General features: G+C 70.9%; 30 protein-coding genes. 14 read left to right on the top strand and 16 right to left on the bottom strand.

What is annotated here, in order from left to right:
* Positions 1-141: 141 nt before the first annotated feature.
* From AB0M83_RS32090 to purU, 3 genes are read left to right on the top strand one after another with little or no spacing between them, the layout of a single operon-like run.
* Positions 142-843 (top strand): VTT domain-containing protein, encoded by a 702-nt coding sequence (locus AB0M83_RS32090; protein WP_364522600.1) that lies wholly within the window; start codon positions 142-144, stop codon positions 841-843.
* Positions 740-1,357, top strand: coding sequence for a maleylpyruvate isomerase family mycothiol-dependent enzyme (locus AB0M83_RS32085; protein ID WP_364522598.1), 618 nt, complete (start codon positions 740-742; stop codon positions 1,355-1,357). Before AB0M83_RS32090 ends, AB0M83_RS32085 begins: the two co-directional genes overlap by 104 nt.
* A 15-nt stretch (positions 1,358-1,372) precedes the next feature.
* Complete coding sequence (purU, locus tag AB0M83_RS32080; RefSeq protein WP_364522596.1) at positions 1,373-2,248, top strand: formyltetrahydrofolate deformylase; 876 nt, start codon at positions 1,373-1,375, stop codon at positions 2,246-2,248.
* Between the two features lie 21 nt (positions 2,249-2,269).
* Here purU and AB0M83_RS32075 read toward each other — a convergent pair whose 3' ends face one another.
* Positions 2,270-3,319 carry an NAD(P)-dependent alcohol dehydrogenase gene (locus AB0M83_RS32075; protein WP_364522594.1) on the bottom strand — a complete coding sequence of 350 codons (1,050 nt, stop codon included), beginning with the start codon at positions 3,317-3,319 and terminating at the stop codon, positions 2,270-2,272.
* A 90-nt stretch (positions 3,320-3,409) separates the two neighbouring features.
* Here AB0M83_RS32075 and AB0M83_RS32070 point away from each other — a divergent pair, with 90 nt between their 5' ends.
* Both AB0M83_RS32070 and AB0M83_RS32065 read left to right on the top strand, forming a co-directional pair.
* Complete coding sequence (locus AB0M83_RS32070) at positions 3,410-4,021, top strand: TetR/AcrR family transcriptional regulator (RefSeq protein WP_364522592.1); 612 nt, start codon at positions 3,410-3,412, stop codon at positions 4,019-4,021.
* A gap of 8 nt (positions 4,022-4,029) precedes the next feature.
* Positions 4,030-4,656 (top strand): pyridoxamine 5'-phosphate oxidase family protein, encoded by a 627-nt coding sequence (locus AB0M83_RS32065; protein ID WP_364522590.1) that lies wholly within the window; start codon positions 4,030-4,032, stop codon positions 4,654-4,656.
* Here the strand turns inward: AB0M83_RS32065 and AB0M83_RS32060 are convergent.
* Positions 4,625-4,972 carry a helix-turn-helix transcriptional regulator gene (locus AB0M83_RS32060; protein ID WP_364522588.1) on the bottom strand — a complete coding sequence of 116 codons (348 nt, stop codon included), beginning with the start codon at positions 4,970-4,972 and terminating at the stop codon, positions 4,625-4,627. The two genes, AB0M83_RS32065 and AB0M83_RS32060, sit on opposite strands and share 32 nt — an antisense overlap.
* A gap of 70 nt (positions 4,973-5,042) precedes the next feature.
* On the opposite strand from AB0M83_RS32060, the gene AB0M83_RS32055 reads away from it, so the two are divergent.
* Positions 5,043-5,675, top strand: a complete 633-nt coding sequence (locus AB0M83_RS32055) for a haloacid dehalogenase type II (RefSeq protein ID WP_364522586.1) — start codon at positions 5,043-5,045, stop codon at positions 5,673-5,675.
* On the opposite strand, the gene AB0M83_RS32050 is transcribed toward AB0M83_RS32055, so the two are convergent.
* Both AB0M83_RS32050 and AB0M83_RS32045 read right to left on the bottom strand, forming a co-directional pair.
* Complete coding sequence (locus AB0M83_RS32050) at positions 5,672-6,679, bottom strand: NADP-dependent oxidoreductase (protein ID WP_364522584.1); 1,008 nt, start codon at positions 6,677-6,679, stop codon at positions 5,672-5,674. The genes AB0M83_RS32055 and AB0M83_RS32050 overlap by 4 nt on opposite strands.
* Positions 6,680-6,774: 95 nt before the next feature.
* Positions 6,775-7,209, bottom strand: a complete 435-nt coding sequence (locus tag AB0M83_RS32045; RefSeq protein ID WP_364522582.1) for an SRPBCC family protein — start codon at positions 7,207-7,209, stop codon at positions 6,775-6,777.
* Between the two features lie 85 nt (positions 7,210-7,294).
* Here AB0M83_RS32045 and AB0M83_RS32040 point away from each other — a divergent pair, with 85 nt between their 5' ends.
* Together AB0M83_RS32040 and AB0M83_RS32035 are read left to right on the top strand one after the other, a co-directional pair.
* Positions 7,295-7,777 (top strand): MarR family transcriptional regulator, encoded by a 483-nt coding sequence (locus AB0M83_RS32040; protein WP_364522580.1) that lies wholly within the window; start codon positions 7,295-7,297, stop codon positions 7,775-7,777.
* A gap of 30 nt (positions 7,778-7,807) precedes the next feature.
* On the top strand, positions 7,808-8,581 hold the full coding sequence (locus AB0M83_RS32035) for a class I SAM-dependent methyltransferase (protein ID WP_364522577.1): 774 nt from the start codon (positions 7,808-7,810) through the stop codon (positions 8,579-8,581).
* Positions 8,582-8,674: 93 nt separating this feature from the next.
* Here AB0M83_RS32035 and AB0M83_RS32030 read toward each other — a convergent pair whose 3' ends face one another.
* The gene (locus AB0M83_RS32030) at positions 8,675-9,598 is read right to left on the bottom strand and encodes an ABC transporter substrate-binding protein (RefSeq protein ID WP_364522575.1); all 924 of its coding nucleotides are present in this window, start codon (positions 9,596-9,598) and stop codon (positions 8,675-8,677) included.
* Between the two features lie 138 nt (positions 9,599-9,736).
* On the opposite strand from AB0M83_RS32030, the gene AB0M83_RS32025 reads away from it, so the two are divergent.
* Both AB0M83_RS32025 and AB0M83_RS32020 read left to right on the top strand, forming a co-directional pair.
* Positions 9,737-10,435, top strand: coding sequence for an ABC transporter permease (locus AB0M83_RS32025; RefSeq protein ID WP_285482133.1), 699 nt, complete (start codon positions 9,737-9,739; stop codon positions 10,433-10,435).
* Entirely contained in the window at positions 10,432-11,145 is a 714-nt protein-coding gene (locus AB0M83_RS32020) for an ABC transporter permease (protein WP_364522572.1), read from the top strand. The genes AB0M83_RS32025 and AB0M83_RS32020 overlap by 4 nt, the downstream gene beginning before the upstream one ends.
* Before the next feature lie 9 nt (positions 11,146-11,154).
* Here the strand turns inward: AB0M83_RS32020 and AB0M83_RS32015 are convergent, their stop codons facing one another.
* From AB0M83_RS32015 to AB0M83_RS31985, 7 genes are all read right to left on the bottom strand, one after another.
* A complete protein-coding gene (locus AB0M83_RS32015; protein ID WP_364522570.1) occupies positions 11,155-11,718 on the bottom strand; it encodes a cadmium resistance transporter in 564 nt (187 codons plus the stop codon).
* Between the two features lie 5 nt (positions 11,719-11,723).
* The gene (locus AB0M83_RS32010) at positions 11,724-13,166 is read right to left on the bottom strand and encodes an aromatic amino acid lyase (protein ID WP_364522568.1); all 1,443 of its coding nucleotides are present in this window, start codon (positions 13,164-13,166) and stop codon (positions 11,724-11,726) included.
* A complete protein-coding gene (locus tag AB0M83_RS32005; RefSeq protein WP_364522566.1) occupies positions 13,163-14,170 on the bottom strand; it encodes an ornithine cyclodeaminase family protein in 1,008 nt (335 codons plus the stop codon). The genes AB0M83_RS32010 and AB0M83_RS32005 overlap by 4 nt, the downstream gene beginning before the upstream one ends.
* Complete coding sequence (locus tag AB0M83_RS32000) at positions 14,167-14,709, bottom strand: YbaK/EbsC family protein (RefSeq protein ID WP_364522564.1); 543 nt, start codon at positions 14,707-14,709, stop codon at positions 14,167-14,169. Before AB0M83_RS32000 ends, AB0M83_RS32005 begins: the two co-directional genes overlap by 4 nt.
* 13 nt (positions 14,710-14,722) lie before the next feature.
* Positions 14,723-15,016, bottom strand: a complete 294-nt coding sequence (locus AB0M83_RS31995; RefSeq protein ID WP_329052779.1) for a DUF2516 family protein — start codon at positions 15,014-15,016, stop codon at positions 14,723-14,725.
* Positions 15,017-15,117: 101 nt separating this feature from the next.
* Complete coding sequence (locus AB0M83_RS31990; RefSeq protein WP_364522562.1) at positions 15,118-15,810, bottom strand: hypothetical protein; 693 nt, start codon at positions 15,808-15,810, stop codon at positions 15,118-15,120.
* Positions 15,807-16,232: a helix-turn-helix transcriptional regulator gene (locus AB0M83_RS31985; protein ID WP_364522560.1), complete on the bottom strand. Its 426-nt coding sequence runs from the start codon at positions 16,230-16,232 to the stop codon at positions 15,807-15,809. The genes AB0M83_RS31990 and AB0M83_RS31985 overlap by 4 nt, the downstream gene beginning before the upstream one ends.
* 148 nt (positions 16,233-16,380) lie before the next feature.
* Between AB0M83_RS31985 and AB0M83_RS31980 the strand changes: the two genes are divergently transcribed.
* The gene (locus AB0M83_RS31980; protein ID WP_364522558.1) at positions 16,381-17,526 is read left to right on the top strand and encodes a methyltransferase domain-containing protein; all 1,146 of its coding nucleotides are present in this window, start codon (positions 16,381-16,383) and stop codon (positions 17,524-17,526) included.
* A gap of 14 nt (positions 17,527-17,540) precedes the next feature.
* On the opposite strand, the gene AB0M83_RS31975 is transcribed toward AB0M83_RS31980, so the two are convergent.
* The 3 genes from AB0M83_RS31975 to AB0M83_RS31965 are packed head-to-tail and all read right to left on the bottom strand — an operon-like array spanning position 17,541 to position 18,904.
* A complete protein-coding gene (locus AB0M83_RS31975; protein ID WP_364522556.1) occupies positions 17,541-18,152 on the bottom strand; it encodes an AAA family ATPase in 612 nt (203 codons plus the stop codon).
* A 1-nt stretch (position 18,153) separates the two neighbouring features.
* Positions 18,154-18,507, bottom strand: a complete 354-nt coding sequence (locus tag AB0M83_RS31970; RefSeq protein WP_364522606.1) for a zf-TFIIB domain-containing protein — start codon at positions 18,505-18,507, stop codon at positions 18,154-18,156.
* A gap of 28 nt (positions 18,508-18,535) precedes the next feature.
* Positions 18,536-18,904 (bottom strand): VOC family protein, encoded by a 369-nt coding sequence (locus tag AB0M83_RS31965; RefSeq protein ID WP_364522554.1) that lies wholly within the window; start codon positions 18,902-18,904, stop codon positions 18,536-18,538.
* 90 nt (positions 18,905-18,994) lie between these two features.
* Here AB0M83_RS31965 and AB0M83_RS31960 point away from each other — a divergent pair, with 90 nt between their 5' ends.
* Entirely contained in the window at positions 18,995-19,465 is a 471-nt protein-coding gene (locus AB0M83_RS31960) for a CGNR zinc finger domain-containing protein (protein WP_364522552.1), read from the top strand.
* Between the two features lie 214 nt (positions 19,466-19,679).
* On the opposite strand, the gene AB0M83_RS31955 is transcribed toward AB0M83_RS31960, so the two are convergent.
* Complete coding sequence (locus tag AB0M83_RS31955; protein ID WP_364522550.1) at positions 19,680-20,978, bottom strand: DUF445 family protein; 1,299 nt, start codon at positions 20,976-20,978, stop codon at positions 19,680-19,682.
* A 29-nt stretch (positions 20,979-21,007) separates the two neighbouring features.
* Between AB0M83_RS31955 and AB0M83_RS31950 the strand changes: the two genes are divergently transcribed.
* Positions 21,008-22,174, top strand: a complete 1,167-nt coding sequence (locus AB0M83_RS31950) for a pyridoxal phosphate-dependent aminotransferase (RefSeq protein ID WP_364522548.1) — start codon at positions 21,008-21,010, stop codon at positions 22,172-22,174.
* A 694-nt stretch (positions 22,175-22,868) separates the two neighbouring features.
* A complete protein-coding gene (locus tag AB0M83_RS31945) occupies positions 22,869-24,260 on the top strand; it encodes a hypothetical protein (protein WP_364522546.1) in 1,392 nt (463 codons plus the stop codon).
* Positions 24,261-24,286: the final 26 nt, after the last annotated feature.

Below are 24,286 nucleotides of genomic sequence, written 5' to 3'. Positions count from 1 at the left end.
AATGTGGCCTTGGTTGCGTTGAACGCACCGAAGGCCGCCTTGGGTGCGTCTGACGCACCGAAGGCCACATTGGGGCGCTTGTTCACCGGGGCACCCCCGCTGCGTCACCCCGAAGTGACCTGCGGTGATCACCATTGAGCCGTGGAACTGCTGGCGCACGTCACCGAACTGCTGCGCGACGCCCTGGGCTCGCCGTGGCTGTGGGTGCTCGTCTTCGCCGTGTCCGGGCTGGACGCGCTGCTGCCGTTCATGCCCAGCGAGACGACCGTCGTGACCGTCGCCGTGCTGCTCGGCCCGGACCCGGCGAACCTCACGCTGCTCGCGGCCGTGGCCGCCGGGGGCGCGTGGGCGGGTGACTGCCTCGGGTACGCCGTCGGCCGGGCCGCCGGGCCGCGGGCGATGGCGCGGCTGCACCGCGGGCCGGAAGGGCAGCGGCGCTACGCGTGGGCGCGGGACCAGGTGCACCGCAACGGCGGCCTGTTGATCATCGCCGCGCGCTACCTGCCCGGCGGACGCGTCGCCAGCGCGCTCGCCAACGGCAGCCTCGGGTATCCCGTGCGCCGGTTCGTGCCGCTCGACCTCGCCGGCGCGGCGATCTGGGCGGTCTACAGCGTGCTGATCGGTCTCGCCGGCGGAGCCGCCTTCGCCGACGAACCGGTGAAGGGCCTATTGCTGTCCTTCAGCCTCGGACTCGGCCTGGTGGTCGCGATCGAGGCCGGGCGACGGCTACGGTCGGCCCATGCGGGAAGCGATCGACATCCACGCCGACGCGCTGAAGCGGGCGGCGCTGCAGGCGGGCCCGGCGGCCCGGGTGCCGAACTGTCCGAAGTGGACTGTTCGTGACCTGGTGGGGCACATCGCGTTCGTGCACTGCTTCGCCGTCGGCCTGGCGGTGAACCGGCCCGCGAAGCCGGCACCCCCGGCGGACTGGGAAGACCTGCTCGGGTGGTGGGACGGCCAGCGCCTGGCCCTGCGCGAGGCCCTCGCGCAAGACCCGGGAGCCCCGGCGTACTCGCCGTACCCGGGCTTCGCCGTGACGGTCGGCGACTGGACCCGCCGGATGGCCCACGAGACGGCGATCCACCGCCTCGACGCGGAGTCCGCACTCGGCGACGTCCCGCCGACGCGGTTCGAACCCGGCTTCGCCAACGACGGCATCGACGAGTTCCTGACCTACCTCACCCCGCGCCTGGGCCGGAAGGCCGACGTCCGCGTCACGACGCCGGAGCGCACCTGGACCCTGGGCACCCCGGACGCCGAAGTCGACGGCGCCGCCGACGACGTCTACCGCGCGTTGTGGGGCCGTCCGCACCGGGCGTCCGTCACGGGTGACCTCGCACCACTCGCGGCGCCCTGACCAGCACGAGGGAGAATGCCCGTCGTGACCGCTCCCGAACGCCGCTACGTCATCACCTTCGGCTGCCCCGACCGCACCGGCATCATCGCCCGGATCTCCGGGTTCCTCGCCGAGCACGGCGGCTGGATCGTCGAAGCGGCCTACCACACCGACCCGGACACGGGCTGGTTCTTCACACGCCAGGTCGTCCGGGCCGACTCGCTGCCGTTCGACGCCGCTGAGCTGCGCGCCCGCTTCGGCGAGGTGGCCGCGGACCTGTCCGCGGAGTCGAGCTGGGAGGTCAGCGACACCGGTGAGCGGCGCCGCGCGGTGGTGCTCGTCTCGAAGGCCGGGCACTGCCTGTACGACCTGCTCGGCCGCGTCGCCTCCGGTGAGCTGGACGTCGACATCGCCGCGGTGATCGGCAACCACGAGTCGCTGGCCGACATCACCCGCGCGCACGGGATCCCGTTCCACCACGTGCCGTTCCCGGCCGGAGACAAAGCAGCGGCGTTCGAACAGGTGCGCAAGCTGGTCGGCGAGCACGAGCCGCACGCGGTGGTGCTGGCCCGGTTCATGCAGATCCTGCCCGCGGACCTGTGCCGCGAGTGGGCCGGCCGCGCGATCAACATCCACCACAGCTTCCTGCCGTCGTTCATCGGCGCGAAGCCGTACCACCAGGCGTACGCGCGCGGGGTGAAGCTGGTCGGCGCGACCTGCCACTACGTGACGGCGGACCTCGACGCCGGCCCGATCATCGACCAGGACGTCATCCGCGTCGACCACGGCGACTCGGTCGAGGACATGGTCCGCAAGGGCCGGGACATCGAAAAGGTCACGCTGGCCCGCGGCCTGCGCTGGCACCTGGAGAACCGGGTGCTGGTGCACGGCAACCGCACCGTGGTGTTCTGACGCGGTTGCCGTGCTCCCGCGTCACGCGCCGATGGTGGCGGCGTCGATGACGAAGCGGTAGCGGACGTCGGAGTTCTCGACGCGCTCGTAGGCCTCGTTGACCTTGTCCGCCGGGATCGTCTCGATCTCCGCGCCGATGCCGTGCTCGGCGCAGAAGTCCAGCATCTCCTGGGTCTCGGCGATGGCGCCGATCATCGACCCGGCCAGCACCTTGTTGCCGCCCAGCAGCGAGAAAGCGTTGTACGACAGCGGTTCGCCGGGCGCACCGACGTTCACCATCGCGCCGCCGACCTTCAGCAGGCCGAGGTAGGCGTCCACCGGCAGCTTGGCCGAAACGGTGTTGAGGATGACGTCGAACTTGCCGCGCAGGACGTCGAACGTCGCTTCGTCGCTGGTCGCGTAGTAGTCCGTCGCGCCGAGCTTGAGGCCGTCTTCCTGCTTCTTGAGGCTCTGGCTCAGCACGGTGACCTCGGCGCCCATCGCGGCGGCGATCTTGACGCCCAGGTGCCCGAGCCCGCCGAGGCCGATCACGGCGACCTTCTTGCCCGGCCCGGCGCCCCAGTGGTTCAGCGGCGAGTAGGTGGTGATGCCCGCGCACAGCAGCGGCGCGGCGATGTCGAGGCTGATGCCCTCGGGAATGCGGCAGACGAAGGCGTCCTTCACGACGATCTGGTTGCTGTAACCGCCGTAGGTGTTCTCGCCGTCGAAGCCGACGCCGTTGTACGTCTGGACGTTGCCCTTGACGCAGAACTGCTCGGTGCCCGCCTGGCAGTATTCGCACTCGCCGCAGGAGTCGACCATGCAGCCGACGCCGACGCGGTCGCCGACCTGGTACTTCGTCACCTCGGACCCGACCGCGGCGACGACCCCGGCGATCTCGTGGCCCGGGACCATCGGGAAGATCGCCTGGCCCCAGTCCTCCTTGGCCTGGTGGATGTCGCTGTGGCAGATGCCGGCGTAGGCGATGTCGATCAAGACATCGTCAGCGCGCAGGTCGCGGCGCTCGATCGTGGTCGGTGCGAGCGGCGCACCCGGCGCCGGTGCGGCAATGGCGTGCGTGGTGGTGCTCATGGAACCCTCCAGGTTCAAGTACCGTTCCTCCTTGTAAGAGGTCTCTTACATGTCTACGTAAGAGGGGTCTTACATATTTCGATCGGAGATGTGATCCAGGCCATGGGCGGGAAGTACCACCACGGCGACCTGCGGGCCGAGCTCGTACGCGTCTCGCTCGACCTGATCGCCGAGCAGGGTCTCGAGGGCTTCTCGGTCGCCAAGGTCGCGAAGCTGGCGAACGTCAGCCCCGGCGCGCCGTACCGGCACTTCCCCACGCGCGAGAGCCTGCTGGCCGAGGTCGCCTGCCACATCGCGGGCCAGCTGGCCGACCGCGTCGCCGCGGCGGCGGCCGAGCACGAGGACCCGGCGGACGCCCTGGCCGCGGGCGCGGGCGCGTACACGCGGTACCTGATCGAGCGCCGGGCCGGGATGAACGTCATCTACGCCGACGGCCTCCACGGTCCGGAGCACGTGGAGCTGCACGATCAGACCCGGCGCCTGACCGACGAGTTCCTGCTGCGCTGCCTGGCTGTCGCCCCCGATCCGGAGACGGCGCTGGAGCTGATGGAGCAGCTGTTCACGCAGGCCCACGGCTACGGCACGTTCCAGCTCGACGGCGTCTTCGTGAAGCACGGCTACTCGGTGGACCTCGTGGTGCACAAGTCGACCGAGGCGGCGCGGATCGTGATCGCGGGCCGGACTGTCGGTGGTCCGCGCTAGCTTGGTCCATGGGGATCACCGGCACGCACATCGACACGCACGAGGCCTTGCGCGACCTGATCGGAGAAACGAAGCCGAGGACGCGGCAGAAGATCCTCGACCACCTCGACGAGCACGCGCGGAACCTGATCGCGCACTCGCCGTTCGTGCTGCTGGCGACGTCGGCGCCGGACGGCAGCTGCGACGTCTCACCGCGCGGCGACCCGGCGGGCTCGGTCCTGGTGCTCGACGACCGGACGCTGGTGCTGGCCGACCGGCCGGGCAACAAGCTGATCGACAGCTTCCGCAACATCGTCGACAACCCGCACGCGGGGTTGCTGTTCCTGGTGCCGGGCATGAACGAGACGCTCCGGGTGAACGGCCGCGCGAAGCTGCTGTCGGACGCGCCGTTCTTCGATTCGCTTGCGGTGCAAGGTAAACGACCGAAGCTCGCGGTGGTCATCGAGGTCGAAGAGCTCTACATGCACTGCGCGAAGGCGTTCCTGCGGTCGTCGCTGTGGGACCCGTCGACGTGGCCGGAGCGCTCGACCCTGCCGACCTTGGGCACGATCCTGCGCGACCAGTTGTCCCTGTCGACGTCGGCGAAGGAACTGGACGACGACCTCAACGAGCGGGCGCTGACCCAGCAGTACTGATCCCGGCCGCGCTTATTTCGGCAACGACGTCGAGCAGCCCTGGGAACCGCGCGTCGAACTCGTCCCGGCGCAGCCGCACGAACGTGCCGTTGCCCGCGTCGCGCTGCCGGACCAGGCCGGCCTCACGCAGCACGCGCCAGTGGTGCGTCCGGGTCGACTTGGCGATCGGCAGCGGGAACGACGAGCACGCGCGCTCGGTGCCGCCGCCGTTCACGAGCTCCAGCACCACCGCGCGGCGATGGGGATCGGCGAGGGCGGACAGGACAGCGCCGAGGTCGACGTCGGCCATCTCCGGGATCGGCAGTTCACCGGGCATGCTGGACATGGTACGGCAACTGTCGTACCTTCGACGAGGTACGAGCACCTTCGAACCTCCGGAGATCCGCATGCTCTGCGTCTTCGACGTCAACGAGACCCTGCTCGACCTCACCGCCATGGACGGCCTCGTCGGCGGCCCCGAGCTGCGGCGCGAGTGGTTCGGGCTGGCGATCCACACCGTCCTGACCGTCACGGCCACCGGCGGCTACCGCGACTTCGCCGGCATCGCGGGCGAAGCCGCCACCGAAGTCGCCGCGCGGCACGGGCGGACGGTGGACCTCGCCCAGATCGGCGCGGGACTCCGCTCGCTTCCCGCCCACCCGGACGTCGAAGAAGGCCTCGCCAAACTGCGCGAAGCCGGCCACGACGTCGTCGCGCTGACGAACTCGCCGCTCGCCACGGCCGAGGCGCAGCTGCAGAACTCCGGCCTGGCCACGCTCTTCGACCGGATCTTCTCGGCCGAGCAGGTCGGCAAGCTCAAGCCCGCGCCGGAGCCGTACCGGCAGGTGCTGGACGCCTACTCGGTGGCGCCGGCGGCCGCGGTGATGATCGCCGCCCACGACTGGGACATCGCGGGCGCGCAGGCGGCCGGGCTGCGGACGGCGTTGCTCGCCCGGCCCGGCGTCCGCCCGCTGCCCGGCTCGCCCGAGCCGACGTACACGATCACGTCGCTGCCCGAGCTGGCCGCTCTCCTGGGTTAGTCCGCGATCCGGACCAGCATCTTGCCGGTGTTGGCCCCCGACAGCAGGCCGAGGAAGGCGTCCGGCGCGTTGCGGATGCCGTCGACGAAGGTCTCGGAGTACTTGATCTCCCCGGACTTCACCAGCGGCGCGACCTCGCTGACGAACTGCTGCTGCAGACCCCAGTGGTCGATCACCAGCAGCCCGCGGATGGTGAGCCGCTTGGCGATGATCTGCGCGAGGTTGCGCGGCGCCGGCGTCGGCTCGGTGGCGTTGTACTGCGAGATCATGCCGCAGACGGCGATCCGGCCGTGCAGGGTGATCGAGTTGATGGCGGCCTCGAGGTGCTCGCCGCCGACGTTGTCGAAGTAGACGTCGATGCCTTCCGGCGCCGCCTTTTCGAGCTGCGCCGCGACCGGGCCGTCCTTGTAGTTGAAGGCGGCGTCGAAGCCGAGGTCGTCGATGAGGTGCCGGACCTTCTCCGCCGACCCGGCCGAGCCGATGACGCGCTTGGCGCCCTTCAGCTTCGCGAGCTGCCCGACGAGCGAGCCGACCGCACCGGCCGCGCCCGAGACGAACACCGTGTCGCCCGGCTTGAACTCGGCCGACTCCAGCAGGCCCGCGTACGCGGTCAGGCCCGGCATGCCGAGCACGCCGAGGTACGTCGAGAGCGGTGCGGCGTCGGCGTCGACCTTGACGAACCGCTTGGCGTCGAGGACGGCGTGGGTGCGCCAGCCGGCCTGGTGCAGCACGTGGTCACCGGGTCCGACTCCATCAATTTTCGACTCGACGACCTCGCCGACCGCCCCGCCGGACATGACCTCGCCCACCGCGAAGGGCGGCGCGTACGACTTGACGTCGCGCATACGCCCGCGCATCGCCGGGTCGACGCTCATGATCAGGTTGCGCACCAGGATCTGCCCCTCGCCCGGGGTGGGGATCTCGGTGTCGACGACGTCGAAGTTGTCGTGCGTCGGGACACCTTCGGGGCGCGAGGCCAGCCGGATTTCGGTCGCTGTGGTCACCGTCGAACTCCTCAAGTCGGTCGAAGCGGGGCATGCGCCCCGGATTTCACCGGGTAGAACCGGCTAACCGGGGCGCACATTCCGATTGTGACTGGTCACACGATCTCGGCCAGCTTGCCGAGGACGCCGTCGTAAATCTTCTTGAGCCCGCCGGGCGCGAAGGTCTTCTCGAAGAAGCCGCCGATGCCGCCCGCGCCGTCCCAGGTCGTCTCGATCCGGACGAGGCTCTTCTCCCCCGCCTCGGACACGGTCCAGGTGGTGACCATGCTGGAGTTCGCGTCGGTCTCGACCAGGGTGCCGGGCTTCGGCTCGCTGACGGTGGCCTTGACGTCGCGCACGCGCTTGGACGTCGCCTGCAGCTTCCAGCCGGCCTTGGTCCCGGCGCCGACGCCGCCTTCGGTCACCTCGTAGTCGCGGTAGTGCTCGGTGAGCAGCTTCGGGCGCGTTTCGGCGTAGTCGGCGACGAGCGCGCGGACCTTGTCGGCCGGGGCGTCGATGGTGCGCTCCGCGGTGGCCGTGACCTTTCCCATTTCGCTCCTTCTCCTTCGGACGTCGATTGTGGTCCACGATTCCACCATCGGCCGGGAGGCCGATCACCGCGTTAGGCTGATGGGCATGAGTTCCACGACGGACGCCGTCGGCCGCCGGCGCGCGACGGTGGCGCTCAAGGACGCCCTGCGGGACCTGCGCAACCAGCTTTCCCTGCTGAACCACCAGGTCAGCGCGCGCTTGGCGCTCAAGGACGTCGACCTGGACTGCCTGGAGCTGATCGGCAGGCACGGGCCGCTGAGCCCGAGCGCGCTGGCCCGCCGCGCCGGGCTGCACCCGGCGACGATGACCGGCATCCTCGACCGGCTCCAAAAGGGCGGCTGGATCGTCCGCGAACGCGACCCCGAGGCGGCCGACCGCCGCGCGGTCGCCGTGCGCGCGGTCCGCGGCCGCAACGGGGAGCTGTTCCGGCTGTACGCGGGGATGAATGCGGCGATGGACGACCTCTGCGCCGGTTACAGCGAGGAGGAGCTGGCGCTGATCGCCGGTTTCCTGCGGCGGGCGACGTCGGCGGGCACCACGGCAACAGGTGATCTGGCTAACGGCTGACCAGCGGTTCTTTGTGCTGTACTGCCAGGCATGTGGCAAACGGGCGACGCGTACGAGGCCTACATCGGGCGGTGGAGCCGCCGGATCGCGCCGATCTTCGTGCGGCAACTGGACGCCCCGGCGAGCCTGCGCTGGCTCGACGTCGGCTGCGGCACCGGCGCGCTGACGTCGGCCGTGCTGGCCGCGGGCGACCCCGCCGAAGTCGTCGGCGCCGACCCGTCCGAGGGGTTCCTGGCGACGGCCCGGGCGCAGGTGACCGACCCGCGGGCGTCGTTCGAGGTCGCCGACGCGCGTGAGCTCCCGTTCGCGGACGACAGCTTCGACGTGGTGGTGTCGGGGCTGGTGCTGAACTTCGTACCCGACCCGGCGAGCGCGGCGGCGGAGATCGCCCGGGTGACGCGGCGCCTGGCCGCGGCGTACCTCTGGGACCTCGCGGAGGGCATGGAGCTGATCCGCCACTTCTGGGAGGCCGCCGCCGAGCTGGACCCGGCGAAGGTCGCCGAGCTGGACGAAGGCCGCCGGTTCACGCTGTGCCGACCCGAGCCGCTGGGCCGGCTGTGGACGGAGGCGGGCTTCACCGGGGTGTCGGTGGGCGAGATCAAGATCCCGACGGTGTTCACCAGCTTCGACGACTACTGGCAGCCGTTCCTCGGCGCGCAGGGCCCGGCCCCGGCGTACCTAGCGACGCTCCCTGAGGCTCGCCGCGCCCAGGTGCGCGAGCTGCTGCGGAGCCGGCTGCCGACAAACCCGGACGGCTCGATCCCGCTCTCGGCCCGCGCCTGGGTAGTCCGCGGCACGGCCTGACGCGCGCCCCAATGTGGCCTTCGGTGCGTCAGACGCACCCAAGGCGGCCTTCGGTGCGTTCAACGCACCCAAGGCCGCCTTGGGGCGCTTGCGTCAGAGACCGGCCTGTGCCAGCCAATCCTTCGCGACGTCAGCAGCCTTCTCGCCATCCGAGTCGACTCGCTTGTTCAGATCCCGCATCACATCGGTAGTCAGCTTCGCGCTCACCGCGTTGACGGCGGTCGCGAAGTCGGCGCCACGCTCGTCCAGCACCTTCTTGTTCACCGCCGGCACGACGTTCTCCGTCGGCACGATGTTCAGGTCGTCCTTGAGCACCGTGTAGTTCGAGTCGCCGGTCAGCGGGCTGACCGAGTCGACCGGGATCACCGTCACCGCGCCCGACTTCAGCTGCTCGACCCGCGGCCCGGCTTCCTGGACGGTCTGGAACGTCGCGTTCGTCAGCTTGTAGACGTCCTTGAAGCCCTGGAAGCACGGCAGGCGCTTCTCGCACTCCGGCGGCCCCGCCATGACGACCTTGTCCAGCTTCTTGAGTTCGCTGATCGACGCGATCCCCTTTTCCTTGGCCAGGTCGGACTTGATGATGTAGGTGTTCTTGTCCTCCGCCGCGGCGAAGTTCAGCAGGCCGACGCCGCTGGCCTCGAACAGCTTGGCCAGCTGCTCGTGCTCCTCCTGCGCGGTCTTGCCGGCCTCCTTGCCGAAGCCGGTGGTGATCGCCGCACCCTGGTACTCCGGGATGAACTGCAGCTCACCGGACTTCAAGGACGGGTAGATCAGCTCCCGCGAGCCCAGGTTCAGCTTGCGCGTCACCGGGTAGCCCTTGGCCTCCAGCGCCTGCGCGTAGATCTCGGCGAGGATCTGGCTGTCGGTGAAGTTGAAGGACGCGACGACGATCGGCGCCCCGCCCTTGCTCTGCGCGGCGGGCTTGTCACCGCTGTCGCTGCCACCCCCGCAGGCGGCCAAACCGAGCGTCGCCGCGACGGCCACCGCCACCACGGACGCGTTCCGGAACCAGCGCACTAATCCCACTCCCTCATCACTCGAACAGACGAAAGGACCCTAGCCCCGCCCACCGACAAGCGCCCACATATTGGGAGAAAACCGCTCGAATTCCCAGACTTCGGAATGAGTCCCCACCAAACGGGGTAGGGTCGCCAGGTGCACGTGACCGCGGTGACCCCGCTGGCCGCCGACAGCGGACCTCCCATCTTTCAATGGAAGTGGGTCGACCGCAACGCGGACGACATCGTCCAGCGCCTCGGCGAACACATCTCGCTGACCGCCGCCGCACTCGGCGTCGGGCTGGTCGTTTCGATCGCGCTCGCGGTCCTCTCGCTGCGGTACCGCTGGTCGTACCCGGTCATCCTGGGCACGGCCGGCGCGCTCTACGTCATCCCGAGCCTCGGCGCCTTCGCCGTGCTGGTGCCGTTCTTCGGGCTGACGTTCCTCACCGCGATGATCCCGCTCGCGACGTACACGCTGCTCATCCTCGTGCGCAACATCGTCACCGGCGTCGACCAGGTGCCGAACGAAGTCCGCGAGGCCGCGGTCGGCATGGGGTACACGCGCGGCCGGCTGCTCTGGCAGATCGAGCTGCCGCTCGCGCTGCCGGTGGTGATCGCCGGGCTGCGCGTCGCCGCGGTGACGACGATCGGGCTGGTCACGGTGACGTCGATGCTCGGCCTCGGCGGCCTGGGCTACTTCATCCGCGCGGGCATCCAGACGGCGACGCCCAACCCGACGGAGATCATCGTCGGCGTGGTGCTGTCGGTGGTCTTGGCGGTGGTCGTGGATCTCCTGTTGTGGCTCAGCGAGCGCCTGCTGGCGCCGTGGTCGCGGAAGGTGCGGGCCCGATGAGCTTCCTCGACCAGCTGAACGCGTGGCTCGCGGACCCGAACCGCTGGAGCTGGACGGACAAGGCCGGCATCCCGTACCGGACGGTGGAGCACCTCCGGTTTTCGTTGCTGGCGCTGGTGATCGCGGCGGTCCTGACGATCCCGGCGGCGCTGTGGCTGGCCCACTACCGCAAGGGCGCGTTCCTCGCGAGCAGCGCGGTGAACATCGGCCGCGCGATCCCCAGCTTCGGCCTGATCATCCTGTTCTGGTTCCTGGCCAGCCGCTGGGAGGTCGACACGACGTTCTGGCCGTTGCTGCTCGCGCTGGTCGCGCTGGCGATGCCCCCGTTGTTCACGAACACGTACGCGGGTGTGGTGTCCCTGGAACAGGAGACGGTCGACGCGGCACGCGGCACGGGCTACCGCGAGTGGCAGATCATGCTGCGCGTCGAGCTGCCCCTGGCGTCACCGGTGCTCCTGGCGGGCGCGCGGGTGGCGTTCCTCCAGCTGATCGCGACGGTCGCGATCGGCGCGATCGTCAACGACGGCGGCGGCCTCGGTCGCTACATCGTCGACGGCTTCGCGCTGGGGGCGTCGGGCTACGGCGAGATCTTCGCGGGCGGCCTGGCGGCAGTGGTCCTGGCGCTGGCCTGCGACGGCCTGTTCGCGCTGATCACCCGGTTGGCCACGCCCCGAGGTCTGGCCCTGCAGAACGCCCGGCGCGAGTCGTAGGGAACCGCGCTAGAAGGCACCGAGCAGGATCAGCACGCCCAGCGCGACCAGCACCGCGGGCAGCACGATGTGCCCCCACCGCGCGAGCACCTGTGCGACACCCGGCCGCGTCGCGAGGAACCGCCCTGCGACGCACCACACGGCGACGCCCACGAGAAAGACCACGGCGTAAACGGCAAGTCCGGCGGGCCCGGTCGCGGCGAAGGCGGGCACGTAGACACCGACGTTGTCGCCACCGTTGGCGAAGCACACGACGGCGATCCCGAGCACCCCGGCCGCCGGCGCCGATTCGTCGTCTTCCCTGCGCCATGCCTGCCAAGCGGCGCGCACCCCGAGCAGCAAGGGCAGCACGCCCAGCCAGCGAACGGCGCCGTCCGGCAGCAACCCGGCCCCCAGCGCCCCGCCGATCGACGCGGCGAGGATCGCGGCGAACCCGAGGAACTGCCCGGTCACGACCTTGACGGCGCCCCACCGCCCGGCGGCCTGGGCGAAGAAGACGGCGAGCAGCACGAGGTCGTCGACATTGGTCACGGCGAACATCACCGCGGCCCGTCCCACCAGCCCCAGGTCCACGCTCACTACCGCGTCGGCGGCCCGGCGAGCGAGCCCTCCCGGCAAGCCTCGATCAGCCGCTCGACCTCGGGCCCCAACGGCCGGTCCTCGTCCACCGGCGGCACCACCGACCGCACCCATTCGTAAGCGGCAGCCAAGCCCGCGACGCCGTCCGAAGCCAGGTAGCGCGCCTGCGACCCGGTGATCAGCTCGCACGCCGTGATCGCGAACAAGTGCGTCGCGGCCGCCCGCAACTGCTCCCCCGCCGCCCACGCAAACGCTTGCACGTCCTCCTGACCAGCCGAGGTATCAAGAGAGCCGAGCGTCGCGGGCGTCGCGAGCCGGCGCAACGCGTGCAGTTCGCCGACCGCCCGTTTGTGCAGCGGCACTAGGCCGGCCCGCGGCCCGGGGTCCGTCGTGAGCTGCGCCGGAAGCCCGCTGAAGCGCTCGTCGAGCAGCCGGTGCATGCGCTGCACCGACACCTCGCCGAGGTGGACCAGCGCCGCCGTCACCGCGTCCATGCGCAGGCCGAGGTCCACCGCGTGGTACGCGGTCCCCGGGATGAACTCCCCCTCGACGAAAGACGGCGAGTCCCCCGGCATCGTCCCCCAGCGCCGGCGGGTCTCGGCCAGCTCGTCGTTGACGCGGGACGCGTGGGCCAGCGCGCGCGGCGCGACCCGCACCGACAGCGGTGCCTGCACGACCGCCGAGCGCACCGGGCCGGCACCCACCATCCCGGTCAGGGCCTGCAACAGCCGCCGCAGGTGGTCGTCGCCGCCCGCCATGACCGGGGAGAACACCTCGCGCGGCGCGCCGAGGACGTCGATCGCCATCGCCTCGGTGAGCGTCTGCAGCTGGATGAGCTGCCGCGCCTCGGCCCAGCCGCGGTGCGCGTGCATCACGGCCAGCGGAGAACCCTGAAGCAGCGAAGCACCTTCCTTGGGCCCCAACACGTACGGCGCTACGCCACGCTTGGCGAGCGCGTCCGAAGCGGGCGTCTCGACGCCGTCTTCGAGGACCGTGCCGATGCCGAGGAACGTCTGGAAGGCGTGCGCCAGCGGGATGATCTCGCCCGAACTGCCGAGGCCGCCGCGCGGGACGGCGGGCGTGAAGCCGTCGTTCAGGCGGTCCACGAGGAACTGCACCAGCTCCGCGCTCACCCCCGACCACGGCTGCAGGAAGTCGCGCAGCCGCGCGACGAGCAGCGCGCGGACGTCCTCAGGCGGCAGCCATGGCGGCCCGCCGACGGCGCGGCCGATCAGCAGGTTGCGCTGGTGTTCTGCCTGCTGCCGCGCGTCGAGCGCGACGCCCGCCAGCCGGCCCATCCCGGTGGTGACGCCGTAGACGGGCTTTTCGCGGCTTCCGAGCGCCGTCAAGAGTGCCTCCCGGCGCCGCCGCAGCGTCTCTACCAGCGGTTTGTCCAGAACCAACCGTTCACCGTCGGCGAACCCGCTTCCGTCGATGATCATCGGTACGGCAGCATGGTGCCGACGCCGGAAGCCTCGGCACGGGTGAGGATCATGTTCGCCACCGCTACGTCCGTTGTGGACAGTCCGCGGTGCCAGAACAGGATCCGCTCGGCGTCGTGCTCGCGGCCCGGCTTCTTCCCGGCCACGATGTCGCCGATCTCGGCGTGGACCCCGTCCGCGGTGAGGAGGCCGGCGTTGAGCTGCGGGCGCAGGGCGCCGAACCGCGGGTCGCCGGACCGCGATTCGCGCCAGTCGTCGACGACGACCTTGTCGATGTCGTCGAGCAGCGTGAGCTCGAGCGCGCTGATCGTGCCGTAGGGCACCAGGAAGGTGCCCGGCCGGAGGAACTCGCGCCGCACCAGCGGCTCGGGTTCGACCAGCCGGGAGGCCTCGACCTGGATGTCCGCGCCGTCCAGGGTCTCCTCGGCCGTGGCGCAGACGCGGACGTCCTTGCCGAGCCGCTCGGAGAGCCGGCGGCCGAAGTCCTCACGGGACTCCGGGCGCTTGCTGGTCACCCGGATCTCGGCGAAGTCGAACAGCGAGTCGAGGAGGACGACGTTCCACCAGGCGGTACCGCGGGCGCCGATGTGCCCGAGCACCCGGGAGTCCGGGCGCGCCAGGTACTTCGCGCCGACGGCGGTCATCGCGCCGGTGCGGGCCTCGGTGATCATCGTGCCGTCGACGATGGCCCGCGGCATGCCCGTGTCCGGGTCGAGCAGCAGGATCAACGCCATTTCGGAAGGGAGGCCCCGTTCGAAGTTCCCCACGAAGTCACCGACGACCTTCACGCCACTGACCTGCTTCGAGGACAGGTGGCCGCGGAGGATGTTGAAGTGGCCCTTGCCGCCGTTGTCCGGCACGAGGTGCGTCCGCGGTTCGAAGACGACCTGGCCGCGGCCGTGGTCGGCGAGCACGTCCTCGACCGCGCCGACGATGTCCGCGTCCGTGACGCCGAGCGAGTCGATGTCGGCACCGGTCAGGTACCGGAGCCAGACGGACGTCACTTGGCGAGGTCCTCGGTGACCTCGGCACCGGGCAGCGAGGCCAGCGCGGCGCCGGAGATCAGCAGCTTGCTGCCGCGGATCCCGCTGCCGATGACGAGCTCGGGAGCGTCGGCGACCCGCTGGTCGATCAGGATGGGCCAGTCGGCGGGCAGGCCGACGGGCGTGATGCCGCCGTACTCCATCCCGGTCAGGGTGACGGCTTCGTCCATCGGCGCGAACGACGCCTTGCGGACGTCGAGGCGGCGCTTGATCACGCCGTTGACGTCGGCGCGGGTCGTCGCGAGCACGAGCGCGGCCGCGAAGCGGACTTCGCCCGCGCGCTTGCCGGCGACGACGACGCAGTTCGCGGACGCTTCGAGCGGCGAACCGTAGGTCTCGCAGAAGGCGGCGGTGTCGGCCAGCGCCGGGTCGATCTCGGTGACGCCGACGGCGTCCGGATCGGCGAGCGCGGCGAGCGCCTTGGCGACGGGATCGGCGAGCAGGTCGGTACGCGTGGGGGCGGGAACCACGGTGAGGCTCCCGGCAATGGTCCAGGTCACGCTGCCAGCGTAACTACCAGTTCGAGCCGCCGCGCTGGACCTCGATCAGCTTGGGGCGGACGTCCACGATGTAGACCAGGGCCGCGGCCATGGCCGGCACCCAGAAGATCATCCCCGGGCCCATCACGCTGAACAACGCCATCGCGAGCGTCGCGCCGCCGGTGATGAGCATCCAGACGGGCTTGGTCTTGCGGTCGGCCGCGGAATAGGCGTCGGCGCGCTGAAGGAGCGCGTGCACGAACGCGAAGAGCCCGACCAGCGCGCTGCCCCAGTGGACTACTTCGAGGATCCAGATGGCAACCAGCACAGCGACAGCTTACGGCAAACCGCCCGAACGACCCCGGCCCCGCCACCGGCATGCGGTGGCGGGGCCGGGGTGTTCACGGCGTTTTTACCTATCCGGCTCGGTTACTTGTCGGCCTTCGGGGCGGCCGGCTTCTTCGCGGCGGCGCTGGTGGTCGTACCGCCGGTGGTGCGACGGGCCGGAGCGGCCGTCTTCGGGGCCGTCTTGTTCGCGACCTTGCGGCTCGCGGAGCGGGTCTCGTGGGCGACGTCGTCACCCAGCTCCTCGATGGCGTCGGCGGCGTCGCCGGCGACGTCGGTCACCTTGCGGGCGGTCTTCTCGCCGACCGAGCGGGTGCGCTTGGTGAAGGTGCCCAGCACGCCGTCGACGCGCTCGCGGACCTCGCCTGCGACGCCCTCGACCTGGCCCTGCGCGGTGGCCATGGCCTCCTCGAGCTGCTCGATGGCCTTCTTGACCTGCGGCTGGGTCGAGAACTTGTCCCACGCCTGCTCGCCCGACTCGGCCAGCTTGTTGTACAGCTTGAGCGCGGCCTCGGTGTACTCGTCGATGACCTTGCGCAGCTCGGCCGGGTCCAGCTTCCCGCGGAGGCTCTCGACGTCGGTCGGCAGCTCCTGCAGGTTCTTGCGGGCGGTCTCGCTGCCCTTGGTCACGTTCTCCTTGGCCTTCGCCACGGCGTCGGTGACGGCCTGGCCGGCCAGGTTGCCGGCGCCGAGCGCGGCGAGCAGCGGGGTGCGGACCTGGTCGAGGGCGCTGGTCACGGCCTTCTTGACGTCTTCGGTGGTCTTGGGGGTCGTCATGCTGACTCCTTGGTGTCTGCGGCTGGTGTGCTGTCTGGGGTGTCTGTGGCGGGAGACGACCCGGCGGCCGGCCGTGCCGCGGCGTTCTCCCGGCGGAAGGACTCGTAGACGTCGAGCAGGACCTGCTTCTGCCGTTCGGTCAGCTCGGCGTCGGCGCGAATCGCGTCGCCCACCGGACCACCCGTCGGCAGATCGAGGATCCCGGCCTGCACGTACAGCGCTTCGGCTGAAATGCGCAGTCCCTTGGCGATCTGCTGCAGGATCTCGGCGCTGGGCTTGCGCACCCCGCGCTCGATCTGGCTCAGGTACGGGTTGGACACGCCGGCGAGCTTCGACAGCTGGCGCAACGAGATTTTCGCGGTGTTGCGCTGCTGGCGGATGTACTCGCCGATGTCGGAAGCGATGTCCGCGACCTTCTCCATGGGACTGCCGGATCCTGGCGTCCCACCGGTTTCTGCCATCCGGTCACCTCCTCGCGACACTTCCGACGGTACGCGCGAGTGCTAGCTATTGCAAGCACTCTGCTTGCAACAAACGGGCGTGATGCCCCTCACCCGCTAACGTGGGCGTATGACGCGCTCGGCCCGGCTGCGGCGGCGCCTCGTCGAGCACCTGCTCGACGAGGACGTCCTGCACGCCCCGGAATGGATCGCCGCCTTCCGCGCGGTACCGCGCCACGTCTTCCTGCCGCGGTTCTTCACGCCGGCAGGCGGGCTGTGGGCGGCGGTCGACCGGGAGGATCCCGGCTGGCTGGAGGCCGTCTACTCGCGCGACGTGCTGGTCACGCAGCTGGACGACGACCCGGACCGCTGGGAGCTCGCCCGGCGCACCGGGCCGGTGGCGGGGACGCCGACGAGCTCGTCGAGCATGCCGTCGATCATGGCGATCATGCTCGAGGAGCTGCGGGTGCGGGACGGGCAGCGCGTGCTCGAGATCGGCACCGGCACCGGCTACAACGCCGCGCTGCTGAGCCACCGCTGCGGCGCCGGCCAGGTGTCCACAGTGGACATCGACCCGGTGCTCGTCGGCGCGGCGCGCGAACGGCTGGCCGCGGCCGGCTACCGGCCGGCGTGCGAGGTGGGCGACGGCGCGCTCGGCTTCCCGGCCGGCACGCTGTTCGACCGGGTGCTGTGCACCGCTTCGGTCTCCTCGATCCCGTCCGCGTGGCTGGCGCAGACGGTGCCGGGCGGGCTGATCGTGACGACGCTGAACCGGCCGATCGGCGCCGGGCTGATCCGGCTGGTCGCCGGCGAGGACGGCACCGGGCAGGGCCACGTCCTCGCGCGCGACGGCCGCTTCATGCCGCTTCGCGCGCACCGGCTGGCCCAGGCCGACCCGCTGCCGATGCCGTCACGCGACGACTGGGAGCAGACGCGGCTGCCGATGTCGTCGGTGATCCAGCCGCGCAAGCAGTTCGAGTTCTTCGCCGGGCTGGCGATGCCGGGCGTGCGCCCGGTGCGCGACGGCGCGGGCGACAGCGTCTCGCTGGCCCACCCGGACGGCTCGTGGGTCCGGCACCGCAAGCGCGCCGGCGCGGACGAAGTGGCCCAGGGCGGCCCGCGAGCACTGTGGGAGCTGGCCGAGGCGGCGTACGTCGAGTGGTGCGAGCTGGGCAAGCCGGACCGCGACCGCTTCGGGGTGACGGTCACCGCGGACCGCCAGGAGTTCTGGCTCGACGAACCGGGCGGCCGGACCTGGCCCCTCGCCGGAGCGTAGCTTTCACGGGAAAACTACGGCAGCCGCGCGCGGATCCACTTCTCGACGTGGTCGGCCGTCGCCTCGGCCGAGGCCTCCGTCGTGTCGAAGAGGTCGACACCCAGTTCCGCCGCCGACTTCTGCAGCCAGTCGTTGAACTCCAGCATCTCCTCGATGCGCGGCTCGTCCCACTCCCGCCACGCCGGACGCGCCCGCAGCCGGCCGCTCAACGACTCCGGCGTGCTCACCAGGGCCAGGTAGTGGATCTCGCTGAAGAACGCGCGCTCCGGCAGCGGCTCGAACTCCGGCGGCGCGACCGTGCCGCACAGCACGACCGGGCGGCCGTTCTGGTGCAGCATCGCCGCCATCCGCAGCCACACCGCCCGGAACGCCGCGACGTCGTCGCGGAGGGCTCCCGTCCAGAGGACGTCCTGCTCCAGCACCACGACCTCGCCGCCGAAGCGGGCCTCCAGGAGCGGGCCGAGCGTCGACTTGCCCGCGCCGCTCGGGCCGGTCAGCGCGAACAGCGGCAGCCGCCGGAACGGCCACCGGTGTCCGCACCGGACGCACTCCAGTTCCGCCCCGGCGGCGACCGGGCGGTCTGCCCGGTCGCCGCACGACGGGCAGATCCGCAGGTCGAGACCCACCTCAGTCGAAGAGGTTCTCGAGGAAGCCGCGCTTGCGGTGGCCGTGCCCGTACGGCTTCGGCGAATCCGAGTAGCCGCCGCCGCGGTAGCCCTTCGGCGAATCCGCGTAGCCGCCTCCCCGGTAGCCCTTGGGCGAGTCCGGATAGCCACCGCGGTAGGGCCGCGGCGAATCGGGACGGCCGTGGCCACCACCCTGGTAGGGCGGTGGCTGGTGGCCGTAGAACGAACTCTCCGCACCGGAGATCGCTTCGAGCTCACCGCGGTCCAGGAAGATCCCGCGGCAGCCCTCGCACTGGTCGATGTGGACGCCGTTCTTGTCCACGGTCCGCATCTGGTTCTGACACTTCGGACAAATCACACATCAGAGCCTACGCATAAACGCGTCAGCAGGCGCAGAGGCAGAACGGGTGGCCCACTGGATCGGCGTAGACGCGGAACGTCTTCGGCTGGTCGTCCAGCAGTTTCGCGCCCAGGCCGAGCACGCGCTCGTGCGCCGCTTCCAGGTCCGTGACGTTGAGGTCCAGGTGCAGCTGCTGGGGGTTCTCCGCGGACGGCCACGCCGGCGGCCGGTAGTCGGGCACCCGCTGGAAGGCGATGCCCGCGCCGCCGGCGGGGTTGGCCAGCGTGACCCAGTGGCCGTCGTCGGCGACCTCGGGCGCATCCCACTCCAGCACCGCCCGGTAGAACCCGGCCAGTGCCACCGGGTCGGGGCAGTCGAGCGCCACCACACCCAGCGTCGGTACCGCACTCATCGTCGCTCCTTTCGCTTGCCGGTAACCAGTGAAAGCATTATGTGGGTTAGCGCACGCGGGGGCAACCACCGACCGCCGTACACTGGGTTCGTGCACACCGACGCATCCCTCGTCGTGGAGTTCCTCAACACGGTCAACGTCGAAGAGGGCACTGACCTGCTCGAAGATCCCGGGCAGTGGCGAGGGTGGGCGGCGGCGCGGGCGTTGACCCCCAATCCGGCCGCCGAGGCCCGCGCGGCGCGAGACGCCCTGCGCGCCGCGATCGGCGACCCCCGGCTGCCCGGCGGGAGCCTCGACGTCGGCACGCGGATCTCCCTCACGGACGAGGGTCCGGCGCTCATGGCGGATGACGTGGTCGGAGCGGTGTTCGCGGCGTGCGCGCGGCTGGTCGTGCGCGGCGACTGGATCCGCCTGAAGATCTGCCCGGCGGACACGTGCCTGTGGGCGTTCTACGACGAGTCCCGCAACCGCTCGCGCACGTGGTGCTCGATGCGGGTGTGCGGGAACCGCGAGAAGGCGCGCGGCTGGCGAGCCCGGGCGGCGGAGACCGCGGCGGGCTGACCCGCTCTCATCCGAGCGGCGGACCCTCGAAAGCCTGTGGACAACCCCGCGACCCAGCACCACATATCCACGCCCCGACCGCCCTCACCCCCACACGTTGTGGACAGCCGTTAGGCCATCCCCGTGAAAACCTGTGGATAACCCCGGGGATAACTCAGCTGCCTGTGGACAACTGGTTTGAACCTCCCCCAGATGTGGTATACGACCAAGCTCGTCAGAACAGCAGCTCCGCGACCGCGTAGATGACGAGCCCGGCCAGCGCACCCACGACGGTGCCGTTGATGCGGATGAACTGCAGGTCCCGGCCCACCTGGAGCTCGATCTTGCGCGACGTCTCCTCGGCGTCCCAGCGCTCGACCGTGTCCGTGATGATCGTCGTGATCTCGCGCGAGTAGTTCTTCACCAGGTACGCCGCCGCGCCCTCGACCCAGCCGTCGGCCTTCGAGCGCAGCTGGTCGTCGGACACCAGCCGCCCGCCCAGGGACGTCAGACCCAGGCGGACGCGCCGGCGCAGCTCGCTCGACGGGTCCTCCGCCGCCGTCAGCAGCATCTCCTTCGCCGTGCTCCACGCCGAGCCGATCAGCCGCTGGACCTCCTCGTGGTTCACGATCTGGCCCTTCACCTGCTCGGCGCGGGCCATCACGTCGGGGTCGGTCTGCAGGTCCTGGGCGAACTCGCCGAGGAACTTGTCCAGCGCCAGCCGCATCGGGTGGTTGACGTCGGTCTTCACCGCCCACGCGAACGACAGCACCTCACCGTAGACCTTGTCCGCGAGCATCTCGTCGACGAACTTCGGCGACCAGCTCGGCGCGCGGTCGGACACCACGCGCAGCATCGTCGTGTGGTTGTCGCGGACCCACTCGTAGCCGCGGTCGCACATCAGGTCCACGAGCTTGTGGTGCGCGCCGTCGGCGAACACGCCCTGCAGGATCTTGCCCAGCGGCGGGCCCCACGGCTTGTCGATGATCCGCCGCGCGACGGCCTGCTCCATGATCGCCTGCACGTCCTCGTCGCGGAGGACGCGGACCGCGGCCCGGACCACCGTGGCCAGCTCGGACGTCACGCGCTCGGCGTTGTCCTCCTGGGCCAGCCACGCACCCAGGCGGCGAGCGATCTCGACGCGCTTCAGCTTGTCGCGGACGACCTCCTCGGAGAGGAAGTTCGACCCGACGAAGTCGCCGAGGCTGCTGCCCAGCGCGTCCTTCTTGTTCGGGATGATCGCCGTGTGCGGGATCTTCAGCCCGAGCGGATGGCGGAAGAGCGCCGTGACGGCGAACCAGTCGGCGAGCGCGCCGACCATGCCGGCTTCGGCCGCGGCGCGCACGTAGCCGACCCAGCCCGGCCAGCCGCTCGACTGCGCCCAGCTCGTCAGCAGGAAGACGATGGTGGCGCCGATCAGGAACGACAGCGCGACCAGCTTCATCTTGCGCAGCGCGCGCCGCTTTTCCTCTTCACCGGCGGCGCCGCCCGGCGGGTCGGCGGGCGTCACCTTGGCGGGGGTCAGTTGCTCCACCCTGCCATTGTCCGTGAGGATGGCTGATCGTGCGCGAACCTGCTCTCGTCCCCCGCCTCCGGCCGTTCACCTCGACCATCTTCGCGGAGATGACCGCGCTCGCCGTCCGGCACGACGCGGTCAACCTCGGCCAGGGCTTCCCGGACACCGACGGCCCGGCCGGCATGCTCGAAGCGGCCAAGAACGCGCTGTTCGGCGGGGCCAACCAGTACCCGCCCGGACCGGGACGGCCCGAGCTGCGCGCGGCTATCGCGCGGCACCGGCTGCGCTACGGCACCGAGTACGACCCGGACACGGAGATCCTGGTCACCGCGGGCGCGACCGAGGCCATTGCGGCAACGCTGATCGCGCTGACCGAGCCCGGCGACGAGGTCATCGTCATCGAGCCCTACTACGACTCCTACGCCGCCGCGGTCGCGATGGCGGGTGCCGAACGCAAGGTCGTCGGGCTGGTCGAGGGCGAAGACGGGCGGTTCGGCCTCGACGTCGACGGGCTGCGCGCCGCCGTCACGCCGCGAACCCGGGCCATCCTGGTCAACTCGCCGCACAACCCGACCGGCACCGTGTTCACCCGCGCCGAGCTCGAGGCGCTCGCCGCGCTCTGCGTCGAGCACGACCTCATCGCGATCTGCGACGAGGTCTACGAGCACCTGGTCTTCGATGACGCCGAGCACATCCCGCTGGTCACGCTGCCCGGCATGCGCCCGCGGACGGTGAGCATCTCGAGCGCCGGGAAGACCTTCAACTGCACCGGCTGGAAGATCGGCTGGGTCTGCTCGACGCCGGAGCTGGTCGCGGCGGTGAAGGCGGCGAAGCAGTTCATCACCTTCGTGTCCGGCGGGCCGCTGCAGCCGGCCGTCGCACACGCGCTCGACCACGAGCTGCCCTGGGTCGACGGCCTGCGGTCCAGCCTGCAGGAAAAGCGCGACCGGCTTTCGGCCGGGCTCGCGGACGCCGGGTTCACGGTGCGGCCGACGGCCGGCACGTACTTCGTCTGCGTCGACGTGCGGCCGCTGGGCTTCACCGACGCCGCCGACCTCGCGTGGGAGCTGCCCGGGCGGGTCGGGGTCGCGGCGGTGCCGGTCAAGGTGTTCACCGATCACCCGGACGAGTGGAAACACCTCCTGCGTTTCGCGTTCTGCAAGCGCAACGACGTCATCGACGAGGGCATCACCCGATTGCGCAAACTGGTCTGACGACCGCGCCGGCAAGGCGGAAACTTTCCGGCGGTGAATTCGGGGGTGAAATGCCGACGCGCCGTGCGGGCCCGGGGCCGGGTGCGCCGGCGACCGCCGCGGCACCGGCCGGCGGGGTCGTCCGGTTGCCGCAGCCGGGTGTCACGCTCCGCGATCATGAAGGCACTTTCGCGTCTGCGGCGCCGCCTGGCGAGCGCGGTCCGGACCAGCGGGCGCGCGGGCGTCGACGATCACGGACCGGAGTGGTCCGAGCGGCGCGGATGCGGGCCGGCCGACCATTGTGGACCCCGTCGGCGCAGCGCGCGTCCCGCTCTCCGGGCCGCGTGCCGATCGCCCGGCTGAAACGCTTGCCCGCGCACCGAAAGCCACTGTGTCGGCACGGAAAGCTATCGGGGTACGGGAAACATCAGGTCAACGCTCAAATATGCAAGTTGCAGAACTGGTCCGAATGGCGGCCGGGAAGCACCCGAACGGCACTGAGAGTGATCAACTCGTCGGCCGCAGATACCTTGCCCGGTAGGGCCGTTCCGGCTTACGGGCTGGATCGAACGCGGGAGAGATGAAAGACTCCCGAGCGGTGCTAGAAAGAGTGCAGCCCCGGGGGAACTGCGACCTGGCCGGAGTAAAGACCCCAGCAAGAACAAAACTCGAGCGGACACCGTGAGAGTTTCAGGCGCGGACGGTGGTGGTGGCGGTGAGCAGCACGGCGAACGCGCGCCGCAGCGCTCCCGCGCGGCCTGCGCTCACAGCGGGTGAAGTGCGCCGGGGTCCGGAAGCCGGCACCCGCCTCGGCGGCGACTCGATTTCCGCAGGTCACCAGCTCGGGAAAGCGCGCACGCCGCGGCCGTGGGCGGCCGCGCTGCAGCGGCCCGCCGCCAAGATCCTCGTCGCCGGGGGCCTGACCCTCGCCGGCTGGCTGCTCACCGGCGCGCTGTCCGGCAGCACCGCGAGCGCCGCCGAAACGGCGAGCTGCCCGGAGGCCCCGGCCGTCTCCACTGTGGACCATTCCGCCAAGCCCTTCGCGCACGGCAGGCACCACCGGAGCCACCGCGAAGACGCCAAGTGCGCACGCCAGGCGGACGAAACCCAGGCCGGCCCGGCCACGACCGGCGAACCCGAGACGACGGCCGCGGACACCGAGGCCACCGCGAAGCAGTCCACGAAGGACACTCAGCCCGCCGAAGAACCGTCGACAGCACCGGCGACGGAACCGGCCGCGAAGGCGACTTCCTCGGGCGGCTTGCTCGGCGGCCTCGTCGACGGCGTCACCTCCGCGACCAAGCCGCTCACCGAGCCCGCGACCACCACCAAGGCAACTTCCTCCGGCGGCCTGCTCAACGGACTCGTCGGCACTGTCACCTCCGCGACCGAACCGCTGACCCAGCCCACGACGAAGGCGACCTCGTCCGGCGATCTGCTCGGCGGGCTCGTCGGCGGCGTCCTCAACGTCGTCGGCGGCACGCTGAACACGGTCACCACGACCGTCAGCGGAACGCTGAACACCGTCACCACCCTCACGGACACGCTGTCCCACACCGTCCTCGCGCCGCTCACGCAGGCGCCCGCGAACAACCCGGACGCGCCCGTCCTGCTCCCGCTCGACGACCTCCTCGACCCGATCCTGGGCGGCAGCTCGAACTCCGGCGGCGTCACGGTCATCGTGCCCGGCGTCGTCAGCGACACCCTCACCCCGGTGACCACCGCCGCCGCCGGCACCGAAACCGCCCCCGCCGCGGCGGAAGCGGCGACGACGTCGACGGCCTCCCGGGCCGCGGTCGTGCACCTCGTCGAGGTGCAGCACACGCTGCCCGCCCACCAGGAGCAGCCGCGCGACTCCGGTGTCCACGCTCGCAACGGCGGTGGCGGCGACAGCACTCCGGGCCTGCCCGGCGGCACCACCGCCCCGAGCGCGCCGGCGCCGACCGCCGCTCCCGGCCACGACGGCCCCGGTGGCGTCCGCCACCCGTTCGCCGTGCACACCGACGACGTCACCACCACCCAGCTGAAGCTCATCGGTGCCAGCCTCGACCACGACGTCGACGGCGCGGGCAGGGAAGCCGCCCTGCCCACCACCTCCCCCGACTGACCCGGGACCGGGCAGCCGGGGAGAAC

Origin of the sequence: Amycolatopsis sp. NPDC051106 (assembly GCF_040682775.1) — a bacterium.
GTDB lineage: Bacteria > Actinomycetota > Actinomycetes > Mycobacteriales > Pseudonocardiaceae > Amycolatopsis.
This window is presented reverse-complemented; position numbering and strand designations above follow the sequence as displayed.